Genomic DNA, 21,554 nt, shown 5'->3' with positions numbered 1-21,554 from the left:
AAACCTTCGCTCCTCACCGCATGGAGCGCCGCTGGTTTTGTCAACTAGGGCAGTTTTATTCCTGGGCTGAGCCAGGGGGTCAGGTTAGTTGCTGCGCTTGACGGTTGCGGCGACATCGCCTGGCAAGGCATGACCCTCGCGGGCAATGTCGACTCCGGTGACTTGCTTGGCCGTCGGGCACACCACCGGTGTGATGAGGTTGACGCCGCGCTCGCGCAGCTTGCTTGCCTCCACCGCGATGATCGGCGTGCCGGCGCTAACGGTATCGCCCTTCTTGGCCAGGGCCGTGAACCCTTCGCCCTTGAGCTCCACGGTGTCGATACCGATGTGGATGAGCAGGTCCAGCCCGTCCGCTGTCTTCATGCCGAAGGCGTGGCGCGTCTTGAAGATCATGGTGATGGTGCCGTCTACTGGGGCGCAGACGTCGAAGGCATCGACGGCATCAGGCATAACGGCGAAGCCTTCGCCCACCATGCCCTGTGCAAAGGACGCATCCGGGACCTGGGAGAGCTCGACGACGTCACCCGCGAACGGGGCGCGTACGTCGACGTCCGTCTCACCGTTGACGCTCTTAACGCCGGCGCTGGCCGGCACACTGGCTGCAACACCCGCAGCTCCAGCCGCGCTCGCAGCACCCGCCGTGGCCAGCGCCGGAGAACCGTGACGCAGCTGGTGACTGACCTCGTCATACATGAATTGCACGGCCGGGCCCACGATGACCTGGACGCTCTTCTCCGAGGGGTGGATGACGCCGGAGACGGCGGCGCGCTTGATTACGGAGTCGTCGACAAGCGCGCGATCCTTGACGCCCACGCGCAGGCGCGTGGTGCAGTAGTCCAGGGAGTCAATGTTGTCCTTGCCGCCGAGGCCTTCGATGATGCGCGCGGCATCGGCTGCGGTCTTGTCATCGCCGCTGACGGAATCCGCCGCGTCGTCGGCCTCATCCTCGCCGCGGCCCGGCGTCTTCAGGTTCAGCCAGCCGATGAGGAAGTAGAAGATGACGAAGTAGAGGAAGAAGAAGCCCACGCCCATGACCAGCAGCATGTACCACTTGTTGGCCAGCGGGTTCTGGGAGGAGAGCAGCATATCCACGAAACCGGCGGAGAAACCGAAGCCGGCGGTCCACTCCATGGCGGAGGCGATGAAGACGGACAGGCCCATCAGTAGCGCGTGCACCACGTAGAGCAGCGGGGCGACGAACATGAAGGAGAACTCCAGCGGCTCGGTCACTCCGGTGAAGAAGGAAGCCAAAGCGCCGGCGGCCATGAGGGAGCCGACGACCTTGCGCTTGCTCTTATCCGCGCGCAGGTACATGGCGAGTGCCGCGCCCGGCAGACCGAACATCATGACCGGGAAGAAGCCCGCCTGGTAGCGGCCCACGACGCCCTCGACCGTGCACTGGCCGTTGGCCCAAATACCCGGGCAATCAGCGGCAGAGGTCGCGGCCGCGGCGGCGTCGATGGTGGCCTGGCCGGCCTGGAAGTTACCGATGTCGTTGATACCGATGACGTCGAACCAGAAGACGGAGTTCAGTGCGTGGTGCAGGCCAGTCGGGATGAGCAGGCGGTTGGCCACGCCGTAGATGCCGGCACCCGCCGCGCCCAGGCCCTGGATGGAGGTACCGAAGTTGAACAGCGCGTTGTAGATGAACGGCCACACAAAGTAGAGGATCCCGGAGACAACCATGGCGAAGATCGCGGTAAGGATCGGCACCAATCGGCGGCCAGAGAAGAAGGCGAGGAAGTCCGGCAGCTTAGTGCCGTGGAAACGGTTATATACCCAGGCCGCCATGATGCCGGCGAGGATGCCGAAGAGGACGTTGCCGCCGCCCACAGCATTCCAGCCTTCCGCGGCCCATTCCAGCGCCTCATCGCCGGTCAACGCGGTGGGGTCTTCGATGCCGCGGTAGCCGGCCACGGCCTCCGGGCCGAGCAGTTTCATAAACGTGGCGAAGGCCAGGAAACCAGATAGTGCTGCGGCGCCGTTGGAATCCTTGGCCAGGCCGAAGGAAATCGCGATGGCGAAGATCCAGCCCAGGTTAGCCAGCACCGCATCACCGGAGCTGATGAGCAGCTGCGCGGCGAGGTTATCCGGGCCGGCGGCGCTGGATATCCAGTAACCAACACCGCAGAGGATCGCCGCGACGGGCAGCACCGCCACGGCGCCCATGAGGGCTTTTCCGAGCCGCTGCAGCGGCCCCATGACATCGACTTTCATGCGAGGAGTCCTTTCACATTAGTAAGGAATAGATGGAGTTTTTAGGAGAAGAGTGGGCGGTGCGGACGATGTTGGTCGGCGAAAATGTAGTACTCGCGGTCCTCCAACTGGGAAGCAGCGGATTCATCCACAATCACCGTGGCGTGCTGGTGCAACTGCAGGATTGAGGCCGGGCAGTGTGCAGACAGTGGGCCTTCCACCATGTCGCGCACAGCATTGGCCTTGTTGCTACCGGTAGCCAGCAAGAGCAGACGACGCGCCTCGTTAATCGTTCCCAGTCCTTGAGTGACGGCAAAGCGCGGCACCTCGTCCACGGTGTCAAAGAAACGGGAGTTATCGTTCACGGTCTGCGGGTGCAGAGTAGTGACGTGGGTGCGCGACGTCAGGGAGCTGGAAGGCTCGTTAAAGCCGACGTGCCCGTTGGCCCCGATGCCTAGCAGCTGGATGTCCACGCCGCCGGCATCACGGATGGCTTTGTCATAGGTGGCCGCGGCGGTGGCAGGGTCATCGGAGTCACCAGCTGGGCTTTTTACCAGGTCATCATCGAAATCCACGTGGCTGGTGAATTCGCGGCGAATGGTGGAATAGTAGGACTGCTCGTGGGTGCGCTCCAGCCCGATGTATTCATCGAGCAGGAATGCGCGGCTGCGGGCAAAGCTCACCTCGCCGCGCTCATAGCGGGCGATGAGTTCCTTGTACATCGCCACCGGGGTCGATCCCGTGGCGAGGCCCAGGGTGGACCCGGCGTTGGCGTAATGCGCGAAAATGTTCGCGGCTTCCACGGCCACCTCGGCGGGGGTAGAGCGAATAAGTATGTCCATGAGCTGCCTTCCTCGTTGCTTCTTTATTTAACGTCTAGATTTTTAACGGTCGAGCGGGATATCAGCACCGCCAACGATGACGCGCACCGGTTCCAGCTGGGCATTGAGACCCACCAGATTGGCACGAGCGTCAACAGCGATTCGGCCGAGATCTTTGCATCCCAGCACATCCGCTGCCGTGGTGGAGGTAAAACGCACCGCCTCGCCCAGACCATGGCGCGCGGCGAAGCTGGCGAATTGCTGAGACAAAGTAGAGGTGCCGCCCGCGATAGCACCGCTGGGCACGCGCGCGACTCCCCCGCTCACGGTGACAGGCAGCGAACCCAGCTCATAGTCACCATCGGCCATGCCGGCCGCCGCCATGGCATCAGTGATGGCGAAGGCGCGGTGACTGTGAGCCATGTCCACGGCGCCGTCGACAAGATGCACACCATCTGCAATGAGCTCGACGGACACATCCCCCGCCTTCGCCGCGGTGAGCAAGGCCGCTACCGGGCCCGGCGCGCGGTGGTGAATAGAAGGCATGCCATTAAAGAGGTGCGTTCCAGTCACGGTCAGGCCGAGCTCCTTAGCCTTGGCGATAACGCTCAGCGTGGTGTCGTAATCGGCCTCGGTGTGGCCCAGGCTGGCGATGATGCCATGCTCCGCGCAGACTTCGAGCAGCTTGTCGACGTTCTCCGTTTCCGGCGCGAAGGTAATCGAACGCAGGTGGCCGCGGGCCGCGGCGATGACTGCTCGGAAGAAGTCCGGGTCACCGGGCACGATGCGCGAAGGGTCCTGTGCGCCGCATTTGGCCGCCGCGATGAAGGGGCCCTCCATGTGGATGCCGGCGATTTCACCCTCCTCAGCCAGTTGGGCTAAAAGCTCAGCCCGGGCACACAGCTCTTCTTGTGTGCCGGAGACCAAGCTGGCCAACAACGTTGTGGTGCCGTGCGCGCGGTGGAAGCGGGCGGCGGCCAGGCACTGCTCATAGTCGCCGTTGGGGAAGCCCCCGCCATTGCCTCCATGGTTGTGCAGGTCCACGAAACCGGGCACCCACAGCAACGCATCCGGGTCCCCGGCGTGCCAGGCGGCCTCGGCTGCGGGGACGTCGCCAAGCACTATGCCCTCAATGTTCTCCCCGAACGTGACGGCTCCGGCGCGCAGCTCGAAGTTCTCATCAATGTAGAGGCCCTCGACGTGGCCTTTCGCCTTTGTCTGCATAACTCATTCGATTCTGTTTGTACGGGCTGGCGTGACACAGCCCAGTTGACAATTCACTTGAAATTTATCAGGGCTGTCGATTTTTGTGAACCACGCCTACTTCTGAGGGGGATGTGAGCACGGGTTACTTTTAGCATGTTCGGTACACTGCGCGGGATGGCGAAAGGCCCCGCGAGTTACCAGCCGCGGGTGGCCACTCGGTCCCAAAGCGCGTTGCGAGCTAGCTCACCGGCGCCCGCTGGTGAGGTGCCAACGAACACGTCTCGCGCATCAGGATCGTCAGCAAGAATGTAGCGGAACCACGCGGTGGCGTAACCATCCCCGAACTCTAAAACGTCCTTGTGGTCCGCGCCTAGGCGGCGGGCAATGACTGCCGGACCACCAGCTGATTCATAGCTCTCCTGCAGGTCTTCCCACGGGCTAACAAACCAGCGGTCTGAACGGCCATCACTCGTCATCAGGAAAAGCGGTTCCTCTACGTCGGCTGTGTTGTAGTCCCAGTCATTGGACCGCGCCACCTTGTAGGAGGCCGGGCTCGCCGCATACACGGCTGCTACCTCCACTTGTGCCGCAGCGTTGATGGCACCCGCGCCGCCCTGCGAGTGCCCGAAAATACCGACCCGTGACCGGTCCACACGGGAATCCAGTTCCGGCAATCGCTCGATTAGATGCACGACATTCTCCCCTGTTCCGGTGTGGGGAGTCTCATCGCCGACGACCACGAAGCCCCAACTAGCCAGGTGTTCCGCCACGGGTAGGTAGCTGCTCAACGGCGTGTTCGTTCCATTAGCCATGACCACCGCCGGAAGCGGTCCCGCGCCCGTCGGTGCCGCAACGGTCACATCACCGTCACGCCGCACGTCGACCTCGTGTGGCCCCTCGTCCGCGAACGACGCTTCCAGCGGGCCACCTGTCTCAGCGCTGTATCCGGCAGCCACGCCGTCATCACCGGTCACGCTGTCTGCATCGACCCACTGCATGAATCCCACAAACCCGACAAACGCCACCACAATCACGGCCACCACGGCAATCATGCCAACCACAAGCTTTTTCATGCTCTATATTGTGTTTCCCACGAGAACGAAGGTCACTAGCGCTAGCACTACTTTTTCCTATACACAGTGCATGACCTGCCTCCGCTTGAAGTGGAGGCAGGCAGGTCTAGGGGTGTACCAAAGTAATGCCGCAATTCATCGGGCAGATCGCTTCCTGCCCCAACTACACCCTTGCGATATGAGACACACATCATTATCTTGCTGAATATAACCGTCATCACATATGGGAGAAATAATGGTTATCTCCGAATCGCTTTCCGAAGTAGTCACAGTAGGACGTTCAGGTCCGTCCAGCAGTCAGGGCAACGAAACAGTTGCAGCCTAAATGCATCCCCCTAGAAACAGTGGCGGCAAAGAGTTTTTATCTATCTACACCTTGACCGCCACATATTTTTTATTATCAGTGTGCGGGTCAATGACCAGCCTCTCGATTTCACTCCACTTCGCCGAACTCAACAAGGGCGAACTGTTGGTGGCAAGCATCTTCATCTCGGGTACTTGCGCTCAAGTTTTTGCAGTCCCCTTTCTGACCCCGCTCTTCAACAAATTCAACAGCTATCACATTGCGCTTGCTGCACTTTTCTTAGATCTTCTGGGCTTGTTATCAATGGCGGCCTATCCAGAGCCATTGATCCTCATTCTTGGAAACCTCGTCACCGCATGCTTAAGCGGCCTGTCAATTCCATCCATTTTCACCATCGCTGATTCTCAGGTCGGCGAAGGACAGGAGGCGAAAGCCTTCTCCCTCTTAGATACAGCCCGACTTGGCGGCGGATTCCTAGGCCCGCCTCTAGGTGGATTACTACTGGACCAAAGAAACCTGCAGACAGCGCTCTTCGTCGAAGCCTGCGCCGTTGGGGTCTCGCTGCTTGCTTTTTATTTCCTTTATAAATCCTCGCCCCAGAAACCCCTGCTTCATCCAGAAACCAAAGACTCTTCACCGAGTTTTCTCCACAAGGTCCTCGAAGCACCTTCTCTTTTGCTGAAGAATAGAAGCGCTCGGTCCGCGTTAACCAGCATTTGGGGAGCAATTATCTGCACCTCGATTTTCAACGTTTCGCTTGTCTTCTATGCGACACAGACCCTCCACGTCAGCGGTACGTTATATGCCATCATTGCCCAAGCATTTATCGTGGGCCGCATCTTTGGCGCACGGCTTTCAGCTCGCCTTCACTCACAGAACGCTGGGAAAGTCCTGGCCGGGGCAGGATTCGCTATGGGGTGTTTCATAGCTTTACCTGGACTATTTCCCTCATTGTGGCTCTGCATCCCATGTTTCCTCCTGGGCGGAGTCTGCAATGCTGCTCAGGTGGCCGCACTACGCATAATCGTTGTCGGATCCGTACCTGATGAAGTGAAACCCAAAGCCCTTTCTACGATGGGTTCAATTAACAGCTCCGCAATGCTTATTGGATACATCATCGGGGCACCTGTTGTAAGTGCCATCGGCCCAGCTGCGGCCCTTGTCGTATCAGGGTTTGGCACCTCTATCCTCACTCTGGGGCCAATTCTGAAGACCACCATGTACGGTGCCTCCGGTGACCAAGACTACGACAACAAATAGCATTCAATTCTGTAGTAAATCTACTGTCAGATGCGAGTTTTTGGTACCGGTGTGTTCAGAAGACTGAAATGGTAGCGGTGTGGTGAGGGGCCTGACCCCCGGAAAGTAGACACGTCGGGGGTTAGCTATGCTGCTCGGGTCAGTGTAGCTGATGTGAGTGCTTCGTAGTCATCGGGGGCTAGAAGATTGCACCAGGAGTGTCGTCTACGGGTGTTGTAGCGCATGCACCATCGGAAGACTTCTTGGCGGCAGCTGATGGGATTGTCAAAGACTTTCCTATCTCGCAGAACTTCACGCTTTAGGGTGGCGTTAAATGATTCTGCCAGGGCATTATCGGCACTCGTTCCCACTGCTCCCATGGATTGGCGTACACCAAGCTTGGCGCAGTGGTCCCTAAATGCCTGTGAGGTGTACACACTGCCGTGATCGGAATGGAAAATTGCCCCTTTAAGGCTTCCACGGACTTTCCTTGCATGAGATAAAGCTTCGATAACCAGCGATACGCGCATGTGGTCAGCGAGTGCATGGCCGACGAGTTTGCGCGAGTAGGCGTCGATGACCGTGGCTAGGTACATGTTCTTGCCGCCCTTACACGGCAGGTAGGTGATGTCGCCGACGTAGACGTGGTTCGGCCTGTCAGCTGTGAATCTGCGGCTTATTAAATCTGGCATGACTCGGTGGCCAGGCTTGCGCCTGGTGGTGATGCATCGACGCCGTTTACTAAAGCCTTTCAGCCCCATGGATTTCATGATGCGTGCGACCTTCTTGTGGTTGATCGGAGGAATGTCCGTATCGTCGTTGAGGCTTGCAGCGATGCGTTTAGCACCATAAAGCCCGTGCTCATCATCGAAGATGGTCTTGATTCTCGCCCCAATAAGGGCATCGGAACACGTCTTTAACCTGCGTTTTTCGCGGGTGTTAACCCATTTGTAGAACGAGGAGCGATTGAGCTTTAACACGTGGCACATCCGCTTGACCGAGTATTCGGTTCGGTGGTCATAGACAAACTGGAAGCGGATTACCAGCGTGTCTCTTCGGCAAAATACTTAGCAGCCTTGCGCAGGATGTCGCGTTCTTCGCGCAGCTTAGAGACTTCTTTTTCTAGCTGGCGGATCCGTTCAGAATCAGTCGTCGCCTGGGCCTTGTCACGCAGGGTCTTCGTGCGGGCACGCTTGCCGGTGCCGTACTGCTTAAGCCAGGAATAAAGTGAGGAGCGATTGACTCCTAGCTCTGCTGAAGCCGCGTGAAGTGAGAGGTCCTCATTGTTTTCGTAGAGGGCCACAGCATCACGTTTGAACTGTTCGGAGTACCTAGGCATGGTGGTAGATTACCTTTCTTCCCAACCCAACTGGGCTGGATATCAGGTGTCTACCAAACAGGGGTCAGGTCCTATCGCGGACAAAGCCACCTACCACAGGTCATCGACGCCATGTTTAATACAGACCAGCTCGAAGCGGAGTCCAAGCGCCTAGACGAGAAAATCCGCGCTCTTGCCAGCGAGATTGAATCATTGGTTGCAGAAAATCAGCGGGTAGCGCAAGACCAGGACCAATACCTCGCCCGCTACACCCAGCTAGAAGCGCGATACCAGAAAACCCTGGGCCGCAAACAAGCCATCGAGGCCGAGATTGCTGCCAAGAGTGCCAAGGCCACTGCGATCAAAACCGCCTACACCCAGTTGGCCGACAAGCCCATCCAGCATTTTCAACCATCCCAGTGGACAGCGCTTATCGACCATGCCGTTATCGGAGCCAACGAGATCCAGTTCGTCTTCAGAATCGGCACTGAAATCACCGTGCCTATTGCTAGCAGGCTGCCAGTTTCTTCCACTTCCTGATTTTGGTGCGAAACGTCGTAAATGGCGCGACGGTGTTGATATGCACCCATTTCCACACCGGCCACGCCGACGGGGTGGAAGAAGCCCACGCACGCTGACCCGAACTAAACAATTCTGATTCGGTTAGACCGCCCACCATTTTGACTATCTCACCAAGCAGGATCTTGAACCTGTCGATCAAATCCTCAGTAGATACCTGCTCCCAGCGTTGGTAGAACGATTCATACAATCCGCCCAGTTGATTCCACTTAAAACCAGGTGCCGGAGTCACCACGTCAAGACCGGCTTGTTCGTCACGTTCCCAGCCGAGCAGTAATTCCATCCAGCCAAGCTGGTAGGCGATCATCTGCCGGGGCGTGCGGTCAACACCGTCAACCAGCCGGTCCCAACCATCGCCAGGAACGCCTACGAACTCGCCGATAAAAAGTTCGCCACGCTTAGTAATCTCTGCGGCTAGTTCATCGCCGGACGCATACGATCTCACCACACACCTCCTCGTGAAACGGCCTTAGGTTTAACGCTTCGTTAGCGCGTTAAACCCTGAATACGCATTTTACTAGGGCAAACAAGATACCCGCTAACGCAAAACCCAAACCCGCTAACGCAAGCGATTTTTCACACCCCCCTAAGCGATACTCGCTAACGCAAAAGGGTACTTATCAAATCCGACGTCTAAGTGGAGCCGCCTGCGAGAATCGAACTCGCGACCTTCTCATTACGAGTGAGATGCTCTACCGACTGAGCTAAGGCGGCACGATGCAGTGTGTATATGCACCGCCTGAGAGTTTAGCCTAGGCCTGGGCTGATAAAGAAATCGGGCTATCACCTGTAGTGTGCACGCAGCACACGTGCTGGTTAGCGCGCGCCACAGGCCAGGCGCAGGCGGCCCACCATGCCGTCGAAAGCCACCTGCGGGGTGACGTTCTGCGGCAGCTGCTCGCGGCAGGTGCGGATGGCGGACTGAGCAGCCAGCAAGCCATCTTCGCTCACGCGCTGGGCAAGTTCACCGGCTAGGCCCGCGAAGTCCGGGTGGGTCATCTCCACCTCAGCGCCAACTTTCAGCATGAGCGCATCGCGGTAGATACCGGCGAGATCCACGAGGGCGATGTCGAGGCCGTCGGAGATGCGTCGTTTAGCGCGCTTCTTGTGGAGCTCCTCCATATCCTTCAGGGCACTGCGGGCGTCGCGCTGCGCCTTCGTCGCGCCCTTGCCCTTAGCGCCGACACCGAAGGATTGCTCAATCTTGGAGCGCTCCGCCTCCTCCGCCGCCGCGTGGGAGTCCTTGGCTTCCTTCTCAATAAACTTCAGCAGCGCTGTGACGGACTGAAAGGCCTGGGAGCCGTGGAAGACATCCTCGGCCAGGTTGATGGCCATGGCGCGGCGCTTCTGCGCGGCGGGGTCGTTGACCAGGTGCCGCGCACGGCCCACGTGGCGCAGGGTGGTCACGGCGGCCAGGCGCGCGTCATCCTCGGTAGCACCTTCGGCGACGAGCTGCTTGACGACGCCCTCCACACTCGGCGCCGGGATATACAGGTGCCGGCAGCGCGAGCGCAGCGTGACCGAGAAGTCCTCCGGGTCCTCCGAGGGCGCCACCATGATGATGACGGTGCGCTCCGGGGGCTCCTCCACGGTTTTCAGCAACGCGTTGGCGGCCTCGTTGCGCAGGCGGTCGGCCTTGTTGAAGATGACCACGCGCCACGGCGCCACGCTAGGCAGGCTGGCCGCGCGCCCGATGACCTCGCGAGCCTCGCCCACGGTGATGAATTGCTCCTGCGGATCCACGTAGACCAAGTCGGTATGCTCCTGCTTGGCCAAGACGCTCTGACAGGAAGGGCAGCGCCCGCAGCCGGGGTTGCCGTTCTCGTCGGCGGACGTGCACATGAGTGCTGCGGCGAAGCATTGCGCGGCCAGCGAGCGGCCGGCACCGGGAGGACCGGTAAAAAGCCAAGAGTGGCTCATCGCCCGCGGGTCGCCCTCACCGCGTGCCGCGCGGGCAGCACTGAGGATGGTGTGGGCGACGGAGGGGGCGTCGGCAAGCCTTTCTGCAACGCTTGATGTATTCACTCGCCCTAGCCTACTGGGATAACTAAAGTGAGTAATCATGAATAGACTGATGCGTGGCGCCCGCTGGTTATGGGGTACTCAATGGCCGATGTACGCCGCGCTCGTCCTTGGCTCCAACATCATCGGTGCCATTGCGATCATGACCTTCGTGGTCTTCTTTCTGCCCATGCCGGAGATCTCCGACTTCATCGCCCACACGCCCCATCTGTGGACCTATGGCACGTTATTCGTGACCTTCGCTGTCATCATTGGCATCGCGGTGACCCTGCGGCTGTTCCGGCCGGTGTTGGACTGGCAGCGCAGCCCCGATGATCATGACCCCAACATGGTGCGCAACTTGGTCCTGCGCATCCCGCTCTACCAAGCCGGGGTGGCCGCGGGTGTGTGGCTGCTGGGCATTGTTTTGGCGGTGATATTGGCGGCCCAGCACTCGGCACGGCTGGCCGTCGCCGTGGGCGTTTCCGCTGCGCTGGCCGGCGGCCTCATCGTTCTCCTGACGTACCTGCAGGCAGAGCGTCTCGTACGCCCCGTGGCGGCGGAGGCCGTAGCCCGGCGCTTCGAGGATTCCACACTGGAGCCGCCGATTAAGTACCGGCTGCTGTCCACGTGGCTCATGACCTCCGGTATCCCCCTCATCGGCATCATCTTGGTGCACCTTGGTCAGAAGATGGGGATGTTCACCGCCGATACCGCCGATATCATTCCCGCCATCATCGCGCTGAGTATTACGGCGCTGGGCACGGGGCTTATCGGCACCATGTTCGCCATGATGAGCGTGGTGGATCCGATCCTGGAGCTGCAGGACGCCATCAACCGCGTGCGCCGCGGCGAGAACGACGTCCAGGTGGACATCTACGACGGCTCCGAGCTCGGCGTTCTGCAGGCCGGTTTCAACGAGATGATGCGCGGCCTGCGTGAGCGCCAGCGCGTGCGCGACATCTTCGGCCGCTACGTCGGCACTGAGGTGGCACAGCGCGCCCTTGAGGAACGCCCGGAGCTGGGCGGCGAGGACCGCAAGGTGGCAGTGCTGTTTATCGACGTCATCGGCTCCACCACCTTCGCCGTCAACCACACCCCGGAGGAGGTCGTGGAGGAGCTCAACAAGTTCTTCGAGCACGTCGTTGAGGTGGTGCACCGCAACAAGGGCATCATCAACAAATTCCAGGGTGATGCCGCTCTGGCCGTCTTCGGTGCCCCGCTGACGGTCTACGACGCCAACTCCATGGCCTTGCAGGCCGCCCGTGAATTGCGCCAGGAGCTGCGCGGGCTGCGGCTGCAGGCAGGCATCGGCGTGGCCGCGGGCCACGTGGTGGCTGGCCACATTGGTGGCGCGGACCGCTTCGAGTACACGGTCATTGGTGATGCCGTCAACGAGGCCGCACGTCTCACCGAGCTGGCCAAGGACACGCCCGGCCAGGTGCTCACGAACTCCGCCACGCTGCGCGGTGCCAACGAGGCGGAGCAAGCGCGCTGGACGCTCATGAAGTCTATTGAGCTGCGCGGGCGCCGCCGCATGACGCAGCTGGCACGCCCTATTCGCCCGACCTTGGCGGAGCGTGCCCTCGGATAAATAAGTCTTTGTGATTCTGGTAGCTTCGGGGCCATGCTCCAACAGCCACATCAGCCCCATCCGCCACGTCAGAATTCGAGTCCTCGCCTCCTCGTCCCCGACGTCGCCCGCGGCATGGCCCTGCTGGGCATTGCTTTGGCAAACGTCTGCACTGCATGGATCATGAACAGCGGCGATGGCCCCGATGTTTATTTCGGCGGCGTGGAAACGCTCGCGGACAAGATCTACGTGGTCTTTGCCGCCATGTTCATCCACGTGCGCGGCCTGCCGATGTTCTCCACGCTCCTCGGCTTTGGCGTGGGGCTTATTGCGATGAGCTTGTGGCGGCGAGGCTTCCCGCTTCGCCGCGCACAGGCCGTGCTGGCAAAACGCTATGGCTTTCTCGCCCTGTTCGGCGTCTTGCACTGCCTTTTCCTCTTTTCCGGCGACATCATGATCCTCTATGGCGCGATGGGCATGCTCATTGCGTTACTGCTTTCTTTCACCGACAAGCTCCTCATGCGTGTGGCCTACGGGCTCTGTGCGCTACTGGTTGTGTCGGGCATCGGAATGGGTATTGGGGCCGCGTTCATCGATACCTCAGAATTCGATTTCAGCGGCTTTACTGCCGCCGAGTCCTACTGGGAGCTGCTGGGTGAGCAAGCCATCATGGCCGGCGCCCAACTGATGTCCATTCCCCTAACCGGCGCCATGGTCCTGCCGGTCATGCTCGTGGGCTTCGTGTGGGCGCGCCGCGGAACCTTGGCCGGGGGTCATCAGCGCGAGCTGTGGGCGTGGACCCTTTTGGCCCTAGCCATCATCCTCTTCCTCGGCCTGCCCTGGGGCTTGTCGACGATTGGGGTACTGGATCCAGCACTGGCGGAACCCCTCAACGCGGCGAATAGCTGCATCGGTATGCTCACTGGGCCGGGCATCGTGGCGGCGGCGACACTTGCCCTAGAACCGCTGCAGCGCCGCGGTGCGCGCCCGTGGTTCCTGTGGCCGCTTATTGCGCTGGGCAAGCGTTCCATGACCGGCTACGTGCTGCAGTCCGTGTTCTTCCTGGCGCTGGTTTACCCCTTCACCCTCAACATTGGCCCTGAGTTCAGCGCCGCAGGCCAGGCAGCGCTGGCCGCCGGCGTGTGGCTGGCCACGCTTCTCATTGCCTGTGCGCTCGAGGCCGCAGGAAAGCCCGGGCCCTTCGAGTGGGTGCACCGCCGCTTGTCCTATGGCAAGACGATGCGCCCGGAATTAGGTGCTGCGCCTAACCCCGCGCCTTCCGCGCCAGCCCATCCACCAGCAGCACCAGGCCTACCGTCTGCGCCGCCGACTGCGCCGCATCCAGGGCTCGGCCACGCAGGCCCGCATCCCGGCGCTGCTCAGCCGGGTTCAGGACCGTCAGCGCCTCAGAGGCCAGAAGCAGGTTAGCGCCGTGGCTCAGCCCCTGCGTAGATTCAGCAGCGCGCAGGGCTGGGTCACCGGCTAGCGCGGAGAGCGCAGCCGCCGGGGTTCCGGCGACTGCCGTGGCAAGGCGCTCGCCCCCGGTACGGGACAGTGCAATGCCTGCGGCCCACGCCCCAGCACGCAGGCCCCAGCCCAGCGCATCGTTGCGCGCACCGCGCAGCCCCCACGCGAAGGATGCGTATTGCACGCCGACACACGTCACGCCGAACGTCGTTGGCTCACCGCGCTTGGCGGCCTGGCCAAGCGAAGCGGCGATGAGCCCCACGCGGGTCGCCGGTGCGCAGTCTGGGCGCAGGGCCAACAGCACTGGTACAGCGGCCGTCGTGGCCGTGCCGAGCGTGCGCCAGTTAAACAGGCGTGACCAGACTGCAGTCTCCCCCGCAGCGAGCGCGCCGAGGGTGAAGTGATCGCGGCCGGTAAAGGCCGGGCCCACCGCGCGCAGGAGAGCCTCAGTGCCCTCCTGAGTGCGAGCCACCATGTCGCGCGCGAAGCTGGTCTTCATGTCCTGCTACTTCCTGCGCGATCCGGCCTTGACCACGTTCTTGGTGCCGGGCGAAGGCTTCTTCGTGGCCTTCTTGGTCGACTTTTTCGTAGCCTTCTTGGTCGATTTCTTAGTCGACTTCTTAGTGCTCTTCTTCGTCGACTTCTTCGCCCCACCATTTGCGGCATCCTTGGCGCGGCGCTCGGAGAGGAGCTCGTTCGCGCGGGCGTCGGTAAGCTGCTCCGGATCGTCACCACGGCGCAGCGAGGCATTCGTCGTGCCGTCGGTGACGTACGGGCCAAAGCGGCCGTCCTTGACCGTCATCGGCTTGCCGGAGACGTCGTTATCACCCAGCTGCTTAATCGGCGGCTGCGCGGCAGCACGGCCACGGCGCTTCGGCTCCGCATAGATGCGGCGCGCCTCATCCAGCGTGATGGAGAAGATCTGCTCCTCCTTGGCCAAGGAACGCGAGTCCTTGCCCTTCTTCAGGTACGGGCCATAGCGGCCGTTCTGCGCGGTGATGACCTCGCCGTCCGAGGGGTCCACGCCCACCTCACGCGGCAGGCTCAACAACTTGAGTGCTTCCTCCAGCGTGACGCTGGACGGCTCCATCGAAGCAAAGAGCGAGGCCGTGCCCGGCTTCAGCTTCTCCTCAACGTACTCAGCAATGCGCTTTTCCTTCTGCTTCGCCGCGGTCTTGGTCTCCCAGTTCTTCGCGCGCTTGCCCTCGGCCGCGCGCTGGGCATCCTCCGCGGCGCGCTCCTCCTTGACGATCTCCTCGGCTTCGGCCTCGGCCTTCTCGCGCTCGTCGTCACGCACCTGCTCGGTCACGTACGGGCCGAAACGGCCCTCCTTGGCCACGATGGTGCGGCCATTCTCCGGGTTCTGGCCCAGCTCGCGGCCGCCCTGCGGGGTGGCAAAGAGCTTCTCCGCCAAAGCCTCGTTGAGCTCATCCGGGGTCACGGTCTCGGACAGGTTAGCGCGCTGGTACTCCACCGTGCCGTCCTCATTGGTGCCCACAGCGCGCTCAATGTAGGGCCCGTAGCGGCCCACGCGCACGAAAACATCGCGGCCCTCCGCGTCGGTGTAGAGACGCAGCGAGTTGACCTGGCGGGCATCGATGGCCTCCAGGTTGATGTCCACCAGGGACTTCAGGCCGCCGTGACGGGCAATGGATGCGGCCTTCCGCTCGCCGGCCTCCGTGTTTCCGAAGTAGAAGTTATTCAGCCAATCCGTGCCGTTCTCCGAGCCGGCCGCAATGGCATCGAGCTCATCCTCCATGGAGGAGGTGAAGTCATAGTCCACCAGCTCGGTGAAGTTATTCTCCAGCAGGCCCACCACCGCGAAGGCAACCCACGAGGGCACCAGCGCGTTGCCGCGGGAGAGCACGTAGCCGCGGTCCTGGATGGTCTTGATGATGGAGGCGTACGTCGACGGGCGCCCAATGCCCAAATCTTCCATCTTCTTAACCAAGCTGGCCTCGGTGTAGCGCGCCGGCGGGTTGGTGGAGTGGCCGTCGGCAGTAACCGCGGACGTTGTCAGCGTGTCGCCCTCGTTGAGGTGCGGCAGGCGCGACTCTTCCTTCGACCCCTTCGCCGCCACGTCCTCGTAGGCCTTGAGGAAGCCCGGGAAGGTAATCGTGCGGCCGGTGGCGGAGAAGTCGGCGTCGTGGCCGCCGGCGTTGACGGTCGCAGTCACCTTCATCGAGGTTCCCTTGGCATCGGCCATCTGGGAGGCGACGGTGCGCTTCCAAATCAGCTCGTAGAGCTTGTACTCCTCGGCGTCGAGCTGCCCGGCCAGCTGGCCCGGGGTGGCAAAACGCTCACCGGCGGGACGGATGGCCTCGTGGGCCTCCTGGGAGTTCTTCACCTTACGGTCGTAAGTGCGCGGCCCGTCGGCCACAAACTCGGCGCCGAAAATGGACGTCGCCGCCTCACGTGCCGCGTCCAGGCCCTGCTTGGACAGGGAGGTCGAGTCGGTACGCATATAGGTAATGTGACCGTTCTCGTAGAGGCGCTGCGCAATGCGCATCGTGCGCTCCGAGGTGTAGTGCAGGCGCCGACCCGCCTCCTGCTGCAGGGTCGAGGTCATAAACGGCGCGGAAGGCTTGCGCGAATAGGGCTTGTGCTCAACGCTGGCCACGGTCATGGTGGAGCCCTCCAGCGCGCTGGCCAGCTCCTCCGCCTGGGCCTGCTTGACGACGACCACCTCGTCGCTCTTCAGCTGACCCCTATCGTTGAAGTCGCGGCCCGCGGCCACGCGCTTGCCGTCGAGGGCGCTCAGGCGCGCGTCGAAGTCCGGCGTGGATTTCAGCGTTGCCGTGAGATCCCAGTACTCGGCGGGGATGAACGCCATGCGCTCGCGCTCGCGCTCGACGATGACGCGGGTGGCCACGGACTGCACGCGGCCAGCCGATAGCCGCGGCATGACCTTCTTCCACAGCACCGGGGAAACCTCGTAGCCGTAGAGGCGGTCCAGGATGCGGCGGGTTTCCTGGGCGTCGATGAGGTTTTCATCGAGCTCACGGGTGTTTTCCGCGGCCTCCAGGATGGCGGACTTGGTGATCTCGTTGAAGACCATGCGGCGCACCGGCACCTTGGGCTTGAGTACTTCCAGCAGGTGCCAGGCAATGGCCTCGCCCTCGCGGTCGGGGTCTGTTGCGAGGTAGAGCTGATCGCACTGCTTCAGCTTGGCCTTGAGGTCAGCGACCTTCTTCTTCTTGTCCTGGCTGATGACGTAGAGCGGGGTGAAGTTATCCTCCGGGTTAACACCGAGGCGCGCCCAGGATTCCTTCTTATATTTGGCGGGGACGTCGGCAGCGCCGCGGGGAAGGTCCCGGATGTGGCCGACGGAGGCCTCAACAATGTACTTATCGCCGAGGTAAGGCTGAATCTTCTTCGCCTTGGTTGCTGACTCGACGATGACCAGGGTCTTCCCCGGGCCGGTAGCTTCTGCCACTTCGACTTCATCCCTTCCGATGGCTAGTCCTCTGCTGGGCAATTGCCCCTAGAGTACACAGATAGAGGTTCACTCTAGTTATTCAGGCCAGTACACGTCCACACAACCGGGGGTCTATACTGGCCGTCCGAGGATTCGCCTCACAGTACACAACCGGGAGACAGCGTGATTGCGTCTATTACTGCATGGTTCGAGGTCATCATGGCCACCCAGTGGATTTATCCGCTGGTGGGCTCGCTGATTTTCCTCGACTGCTTCTTCCCCGTTTTGCCTTCAGAGGTTCCCCTCAACATGGTGGGCGCCTGGTCTGGTTCCCAAGGATTCCCCCACCTCCCCACCATGTTTTTCGTCGCCATGGTTGCCGCCATTTTGGGGGATAACTTGTGCTTCCTCCTAGGAACCCGGCTCATTGCCCTTATTAATAGAGCCCAAAAAGGCACGAAGGCTTATGACGCCTTGACGTGGGTCAAGCGCAACATTCGGCGCAGCGGCGGCGCGGCCATCATCATTGCGCGTTTCATCCCCTCAGCCCGGCTCTTCATGACGATTCTGCTGGGTTCCATGCGCTACCCGTGGGTACTGTTTTTCTTCTTCGACACCATCGGCGTCCTGCTGTGGGTGGCACAGGCTCTAGCCATTGGTTATCTCGGCGGCGTGGCCTTCTCCGGCTCGCCGGCAATAGCCATGCTCATTTCCATCATCGCCGCCGTCATCATCGGCTACGGCCTGCAGAAGGGACAGAATAAGCTGCTGGAGTGGTGGGATACCCGGCGCGGCTATGCCGAATCCCCCTAAACCACCTCGACGTTGGTGGCCTGCTGGCCTTTAGCGTCTTCCCCAATCTCAAAGGAGACGCGCTGGTTATCTTCGAGGGTGCGGAAGCCGGTTCCTTGGATTTCGGTGTAGTGCACGAAGATGTCGCCGGAGCCGTCCTCCTGCTCAATGAAGCCGTAGCCTTTTTCGGCGTTGAAGAACTTGACGGTACCGTATGCCATGATGAGTTGTCCTTTGCGGAAATAAAGTAGTGCAAACTAGTGCACTAGTGTGCCACGTTTGGACACCTGCAGCAGATTAGTGGAGGCAAGCGTGAGTGAGAACCCTCTGGGTGAGGAGCTCGTCGAGCACCTCGTTGAGCGTTTCCCCGAGTCCGAGCTAACACACTCCACTACCCTGCCCGCCCAGCCAGCGAGCTATGCCGAGTGGCCAGAGTGGATGCTGCCGGAGTTGCGGTCGGCGTTGGAGGAGCAAGGCGTCGCCAAGCTCTATGCCCACCAGGTCGCCGTGGCACAGGCCGCGTGGGAGGGGCGCGATGTGGTGGTCTCCACCGGCACGAGTTCCGGAAAGTCCCTGGGTTATCGTCTGCCCATCCTGTCCCGCCTGGCGGAGGACCCGACCGCGTGCGCGCTCTACATCACGCCGACGAAGGCGCTGGGTTCGGACCAGCTGCGCACGGTGCTCGAGCTCACGCAGAATATCGCCGCGCTTCACGACGTCCACCCCGCCCCCTACGACGGCGATACCCCCACAGAGGCGCGCGCCGGTATCCGAGATCAGGCGCGGTTTATCTTCTCCAACCCGGACATGATTCATTCTTCTCTGCTGGGCGCACACCAGCGGTGGGCGCGGGTGCTGCGGCACTTGAAGTTCATCGTGATTGATGAGGCGCATGCCTACCGCGGGGTTTTCGGGGCGAACGTAGCACTCGTGGTGCGGCGTTTGCTGCGGCTGTGCGCACACTACGGTTCGCGGCCGGTGGTGATTGCGGCTTCGGCGACCATGCGGGATCCCGCCCGGCATGCCGCACGGCTGACGGGGCGCGAGTTTCTCCCTGTAACCGAGGATGGCGCGCCGACGGGCGCGCGGACGGTCGCGCTGTGGGAACCGGGCTTCATGGAAGGCATCGAAGGGCAGAACGGTGCTCCTGTGCGCCGCGCCGCCACGACGGAGGCGGCCTGGATGATGGCCGCGCTCGTGGCGCAGGGCGCGCGGACCTTGACCTTTGTGCGCTCGCGGCGCGCGGCAGAGACCACCGCGCTGCGGGCAGCAGAAGAGCTCTCCGGGAGGCTGGGCCGGCCGGATTTTGCGCGCCGGATTGCCGCCTACCGCGCGGGGTATCTGGCCGAGGACCGCCGCGCGCTGGAGCAGGCGCTGGATGATGGCTCCCTGCTCGGCGTGGCCACCACGTCTGCTTTGGAGCTGGGCATCGACGTCGGCGGGTTGGATGCCGTGGTCACCGCCGGGTTCCCAGGTACCGTCGCTAGTTTTTGGCAGCAGGCCGGACGCGCGGGCCGCCGCGGCCAGGGCTCGCTGGTGGTGCTGGTGGCCCGCGATGAACCGATGGACACCTACCTGGTCCACCACCCGGAAGCGCTGTTAGGCCGGCCGGTGGAGGCCAGCGTGTTCAACCCAGCTAACCCCTACATCCTGGCCGGGCACGTGTACTGCGCGGCGGTGGAGAAACCGTTGTCTGATGCCGACGTAGCCGCCTTCCGCGCCGAATCCGTGGTCCACGACCTAGCCCAGCAAGGCTTGCTGCGCCGGCGCCCGCAGGGCTGGTTCGCCGCTCCCCTGCCGGCTGGCTCCAGCGAGCTCACCCCGGAGACCGCTCACACGGCCGTCTCGCTGCGGGGTGGCTCGGGCGAGGAGGTCATGATTGTGGATTCCTCCGACGGCCGCCTGCTCGGCACCATCGATTCAGCCCGCGCGGTGAGCCAGGTGCATCCCGGCGCGGTGTACCTGCACCGTGGTGAGAGCTTCGTCATCGAGGAACTTCACCTCGGCGGCGCTGGTGGCGCAGCTCCCGCCGAACCGGGAGTGGCACTCGCCGTACCGAAGACGCCGGACTACACCACGCAGCCGAAGTCCACGACGGACATCCGCATCCTGCGCGAAGCCGATGACCTGGTGAACTACGCCCCCGGCCTGTGGGTGGCCAGCCTGGAGGTCGAGGTGACCGACAAAGTCACCGGCTACCAGGTACGGCTTCCCGATGGCTCCGTGGGCGAGGATATCCCCCTTGACCTGCCGGAGCAGCGCCTGGTGACCCGAGCGGTGGCCTACACCATCGATCCGCTGGCACTCGCAGCGATGGGAGTCACCGCCGGGCGCACCCCGGGCACCCTCCATGCGGCAGAGCACGCCGCCATTGGGCTGTTGCCGCTCATTGCCACCTGCGACCGCTGGGATATCGGTGGCGTGTCCACCGCGCAGCACGCCGATACGGGCTTGCCCACGGTCTTCGTCTACGACGGCCACCCCGGCGGCGCCGGCTTCGCCGAGGAAGGTTTCCGCTGCTTCCCCGAGTGGATTAAAGCCACCTTTGAGGCCGTGCGCTCCTGCCCTTGCGAGTCCGGTTGCCCGTCGTGCGTGCAATCCCCCAAATGCGGCAACGGCAACAACCCCCTGGACAAGGCAGGCGCTATAGCCCTCCTCGGCGCGCTGGTCACCATGACCTCTTAGACCGGACCAGCGCGGGCAATAGCGGTGCGCCCCCGCAGCCGGGCGGTGACCTCAACATCGCGATCATCGATGACGCAAGAGTCGAGATTCGCGCCGTTTAGCGCGGCAACCTCCTCAGCCTTCGTGCAGGCGTCCCTGCCTTTGGCCACCTCCCACGCCCCCGAGACCGCGGCGAGGTCCGCCGCTACCTGCGCTTCGTGCCGCGCCACCACAACCGAGCCGACTGCCGCCACCGCGAGCAGCAGCGACGCGACTGCGGCGATGATCCCGACGGTAACAACGGTGGCATAGCCGTCCTCACCCGCTAGGAGTCTCGCCCATCTGCGCTGACGACGCCTCATGGCCGCGCCTTCGCGTCCCCACCGGAACCCATCTCCGCGGGAAACACCGCCTGCGCGCGCATGGTCCCTAAGGGTGCCGGCACAGCGGCCTCAGCAGTGATGAGACCGGAGCTTTCGCTTAAGCTGACTGTCACTCCATCGCGGTGATAGTCCACCCCGATGGCGGCAGAGCGAGCTGCAGCACCCGCGGCGTCAACGGCAGCGAGGTGGGCCGACAACGTGGCGATGCCACCCACGATTCCCGCGGCAACGATGACGAGCGCGGACAGCGACAATGCCGCCTCGATGGTGACGGAGCCGGCGTCATCAAGCGCGCGCATTAGCCTGGGGAGTTGGACAGGGCGTCGGTGATGATGGACGTGATGGCGCTGGTAACTTCGCCACCATTGACCACGGCATAGAGGACCGCGGCAAGCGCTGCCGCGGCCAAACTACCCATGGCATATTCAATCGTGGACATACCATCATCATTTCCTAATAGTGACTGGTAGTTTACCTTTTTCTGCATGATGTACCTAGCTTTCTTTTCCCTTGTTTGTGT

Annotated in this window: 18 protein-coding genes and 1 tRNA gene; 6 read left to right on the top strand and 13 right to left on the bottom strand. The window is 62.0% G+C overall.

The features are described 5' to 3' along the window. Positions 1 to 84: 84 nt before the first annotated feature. The 4 genes from nagE to QKE52_RS04170 all read right to left on the bottom strand — a co-directional run bounded on the left by nagE (position 85) and on the right by QKE52_RS04170 (position 5,296). A complete protein-coding gene (nagE, locus tag QKE52_RS04185) occupies positions 85 to 2,217 on the bottom strand; it encodes an N-acetylglucosamine-specific PTS transporter subunit IIBC (protein ID WP_347948222.1) in 2,133 nt (710 codons plus the stop codon). Between the two features lie 41 nt (positions 2,218 to 2,258). Continuing rightward, positions 2,259 to 3,038 (bottom strand): glucosamine-6-phosphate deaminase, encoded by a 780-nt coding sequence (gene nagB, locus QKE52_RS04180; protein ID WP_102234643.1) that lies wholly within the window; start codon positions 3,036 to 3,038, stop codon positions 2,259 to 2,261. A 42-nt stretch (positions 3,039 to 3,080) separates the two neighbouring features. Continuing rightward, positions 3,081 to 4,241: an amidohydrolase family protein gene (locus QKE52_RS04175; RefSeq protein ID WP_347948221.1), complete on the bottom strand. Its 1,161-nt coding sequence runs from the start codon at positions 4,239 to 4,241 to the stop codon at positions 3,081 to 3,083. A 176-nt stretch (positions 4,242 to 4,417) separates the two neighbouring features. Next, positions 4,418 to 5,296, bottom strand: a complete 879-nt coding sequence (locus tag QKE52_RS04170) for a hypothetical protein (RefSeq protein WP_347948220.1) — start codon at positions 5,294 to 5,296, stop codon at positions 4,418 to 4,420. Positions 5,297 to 5,621: 325 nt separating this feature from the next. On the opposite strand from QKE52_RS04170, the gene QKE52_RS04165 reads away from it, so the two are divergent. Beyond that, positions 5,622 to 6,860, top strand: a complete 1,239-nt coding sequence (locus QKE52_RS04165) for an MFS transporter (RefSeq protein WP_347948219.1) — start codon at positions 5,622 to 5,624, stop codon at positions 6,858 to 6,860. 125 nt (positions 6,861 to 6,985) lie between these two features. Here the strand turns inward: QKE52_RS04165 and QKE52_RS04160 are convergent. Further along, positions 6,986 to 8,178 (bottom strand): IS3 family transposase gene (locus tag QKE52_RS04160; protein WP_143336241.1). Its coding sequence is split into 2 segments (ribosomal slippage): positions 6,986 to 7,899 and positions 7,899 to 8,178, totalling 1,194 coding nucleotides; the frame shifts between segments, so codons are not numbered across the junction. A 111-nt stretch (positions 8,179 to 8,289) separates the two neighbouring features. Here QKE52_RS04160 and QKE52_RS04155 point away from each other — a divergent pair. Next, positions 8,290 to 8,697, top strand: a complete 408-nt coding sequence (locus QKE52_RS04155) for a hypothetical protein (RefSeq protein WP_049157908.1) — start codon at positions 8,290 to 8,292, stop codon at positions 8,695 to 8,697. On the opposite strand, the gene QKE52_RS04150 is transcribed toward QKE52_RS04155, so the two are convergent. From QKE52_RS04150 to QKE52_RS04140, 3 genes are all read right to left on the bottom strand, one after another. Beyond that, positions 8,666 to 9,181 (bottom strand): ClbS/DfsB family four-helix bundle protein, encoded by a 516-nt coding sequence (locus QKE52_RS04150; protein ID WP_034969882.1) that lies wholly within the window; start codon positions 9,179 to 9,181, stop codon positions 8,666 to 8,668. The two genes, QKE52_RS04155 and QKE52_RS04150, sit on opposite strands and share 32 nt — an antisense overlap. Positions 9,182 to 9,374: 193 nt before the next feature. Next, positions 9,375 to 9,450: transfer RNA gene (locus tag QKE52_RS04145), tRNA-Thr, on the bottom strand. Between the two features lie 102 nt (positions 9,451 to 9,552). Next, entirely contained in the window at positions 9,553 to 10,800 is a 1,248-nt protein-coding gene (locus QKE52_RS04140) for a DNA polymerase III subunit delta' (RefSeq protein WP_083312694.1), read from the bottom strand. Here QKE52_RS04140 and QKE52_RS04135 point away from each other — a divergent pair. Together QKE52_RS04135 and QKE52_RS04130 are read left to right on the top strand one after the other, a co-directional pair. Continuing rightward, complete coding sequence (locus QKE52_RS04135; protein ID WP_347948218.1) at positions 10,799 to 12,331, top strand: adenylate/guanylate cyclase domain-containing protein; 1,533 nt, start codon at positions 10,799 to 10,801, stop codon at positions 12,329 to 12,331. The genes QKE52_RS04140 and QKE52_RS04135 overlap by 2 nt on opposite strands. Before the next feature lie 33 nt (positions 12,332 to 12,364). Beyond that, a complete protein-coding gene (locus tag QKE52_RS04130; protein WP_347948217.1) occupies positions 12,365 to 13,738 on the top strand; it encodes a DUF418 domain-containing protein in 1,374 nt (457 codons plus the stop codon). Positions 13,739 to 14,282: 544 nt separating this feature from the next. Here the strand turns inward: QKE52_RS04130 and topA are convergent. Then, a complete protein-coding gene (gene topA / locus QKE52_RS04125; RefSeq protein ID WP_347948216.1) occupies positions 14,283 to 17,213 on the bottom strand; it encodes a type I DNA topoisomerase in 2,931 nt (976 codons plus the stop codon). Between the two features lie 165 nt (positions 17,214 to 17,378). Here topA and QKE52_RS04120 point away from each other — a divergent pair, with 165 nt between their 5' ends. Next, positions 17,379 to 18,008 carry a DedA family protein gene (locus QKE52_RS04120; RefSeq protein ID WP_070516381.1) on the top strand — a complete coding sequence of 210 codons (630 nt, stop codon included), beginning with the start codon at positions 17,379 to 17,381 and terminating at the stop codon, positions 18,006 to 18,008. Here the strand turns inward: QKE52_RS04120 and QKE52_RS04115 are convergent. Next, complete coding sequence (locus QKE52_RS04115) at positions 18,005 to 18,208, bottom strand: cold-shock protein (protein WP_010189920.1); 204 nt, start codon at positions 18,206 to 18,208, stop codon at positions 18,005 to 18,007. The genes QKE52_RS04120 and QKE52_RS04115 overlap by 4 nt on opposite strands. Positions 18,209 to 18,299: 91 nt before the next feature. On the opposite strand from QKE52_RS04115, the gene QKE52_RS04110 reads away from it, so the two are divergent. Beyond that, positions 18,300 to 20,672, top strand: a complete 2,373-nt coding sequence (locus tag QKE52_RS04110) for a DEAD/DEAH box helicase (RefSeq protein ID WP_293775356.1) — start codon at positions 18,300 to 18,302, stop codon at positions 20,670 to 20,672. Here QKE52_RS04110 and QKE52_RS04105 read toward each other — a convergent pair. The 3 genes from QKE52_RS04105 to QKE52_RS04095 are packed head-to-tail and all read right to left on the bottom strand — an operon-like array spanning position 20,669 to position 21,521. Further along, positions 20,669 to 21,013, bottom strand: coding sequence for an Rv3654c family TadE-like protein (locus QKE52_RS04105; RefSeq protein ID WP_070511221.1), 345 nt, complete (start codon positions 21,011 to 21,013; stop codon positions 20,669 to 20,671). The two genes, QKE52_RS04110 and QKE52_RS04105, sit on opposite strands and share 4 nt — an antisense overlap. After that, positions 21,010 to 21,333, bottom strand: coding sequence for a hypothetical protein (locus QKE52_RS04100; RefSeq protein WP_070511219.1), 324 nt, complete (start codon positions 21,331 to 21,333; stop codon positions 21,010 to 21,012). Before QKE52_RS04100 ends, QKE52_RS04105 begins: the two co-directional genes overlap by 4 nt. Next, positions 21,333 to 21,521, bottom strand: coding sequence for a DUF4244 domain-containing protein (locus QKE52_RS04095; protein WP_046647874.1), 189 nt, complete (start codon positions 21,519 to 21,521; stop codon positions 21,333 to 21,335). The genes QKE52_RS04100 and QKE52_RS04095 overlap by 1 nt, the downstream gene beginning before the upstream one ends. Between the last annotated feature and the right edge of the window lie 33 nt (positions 21,522 to 21,554).

The organism is Corynebacterium sp. c25Ua_47 (assembly GCF_039907205.1).
GTDB classification, from domain to species: Bacteria; Actinomycetota; Actinomycetes; order Mycobacteriales; family Mycobacteriaceae; genus Corynebacterium; species Corynebacterium hiratae.
This window is presented reverse-complemented; position numbering and strand designations above follow the sequence as displayed.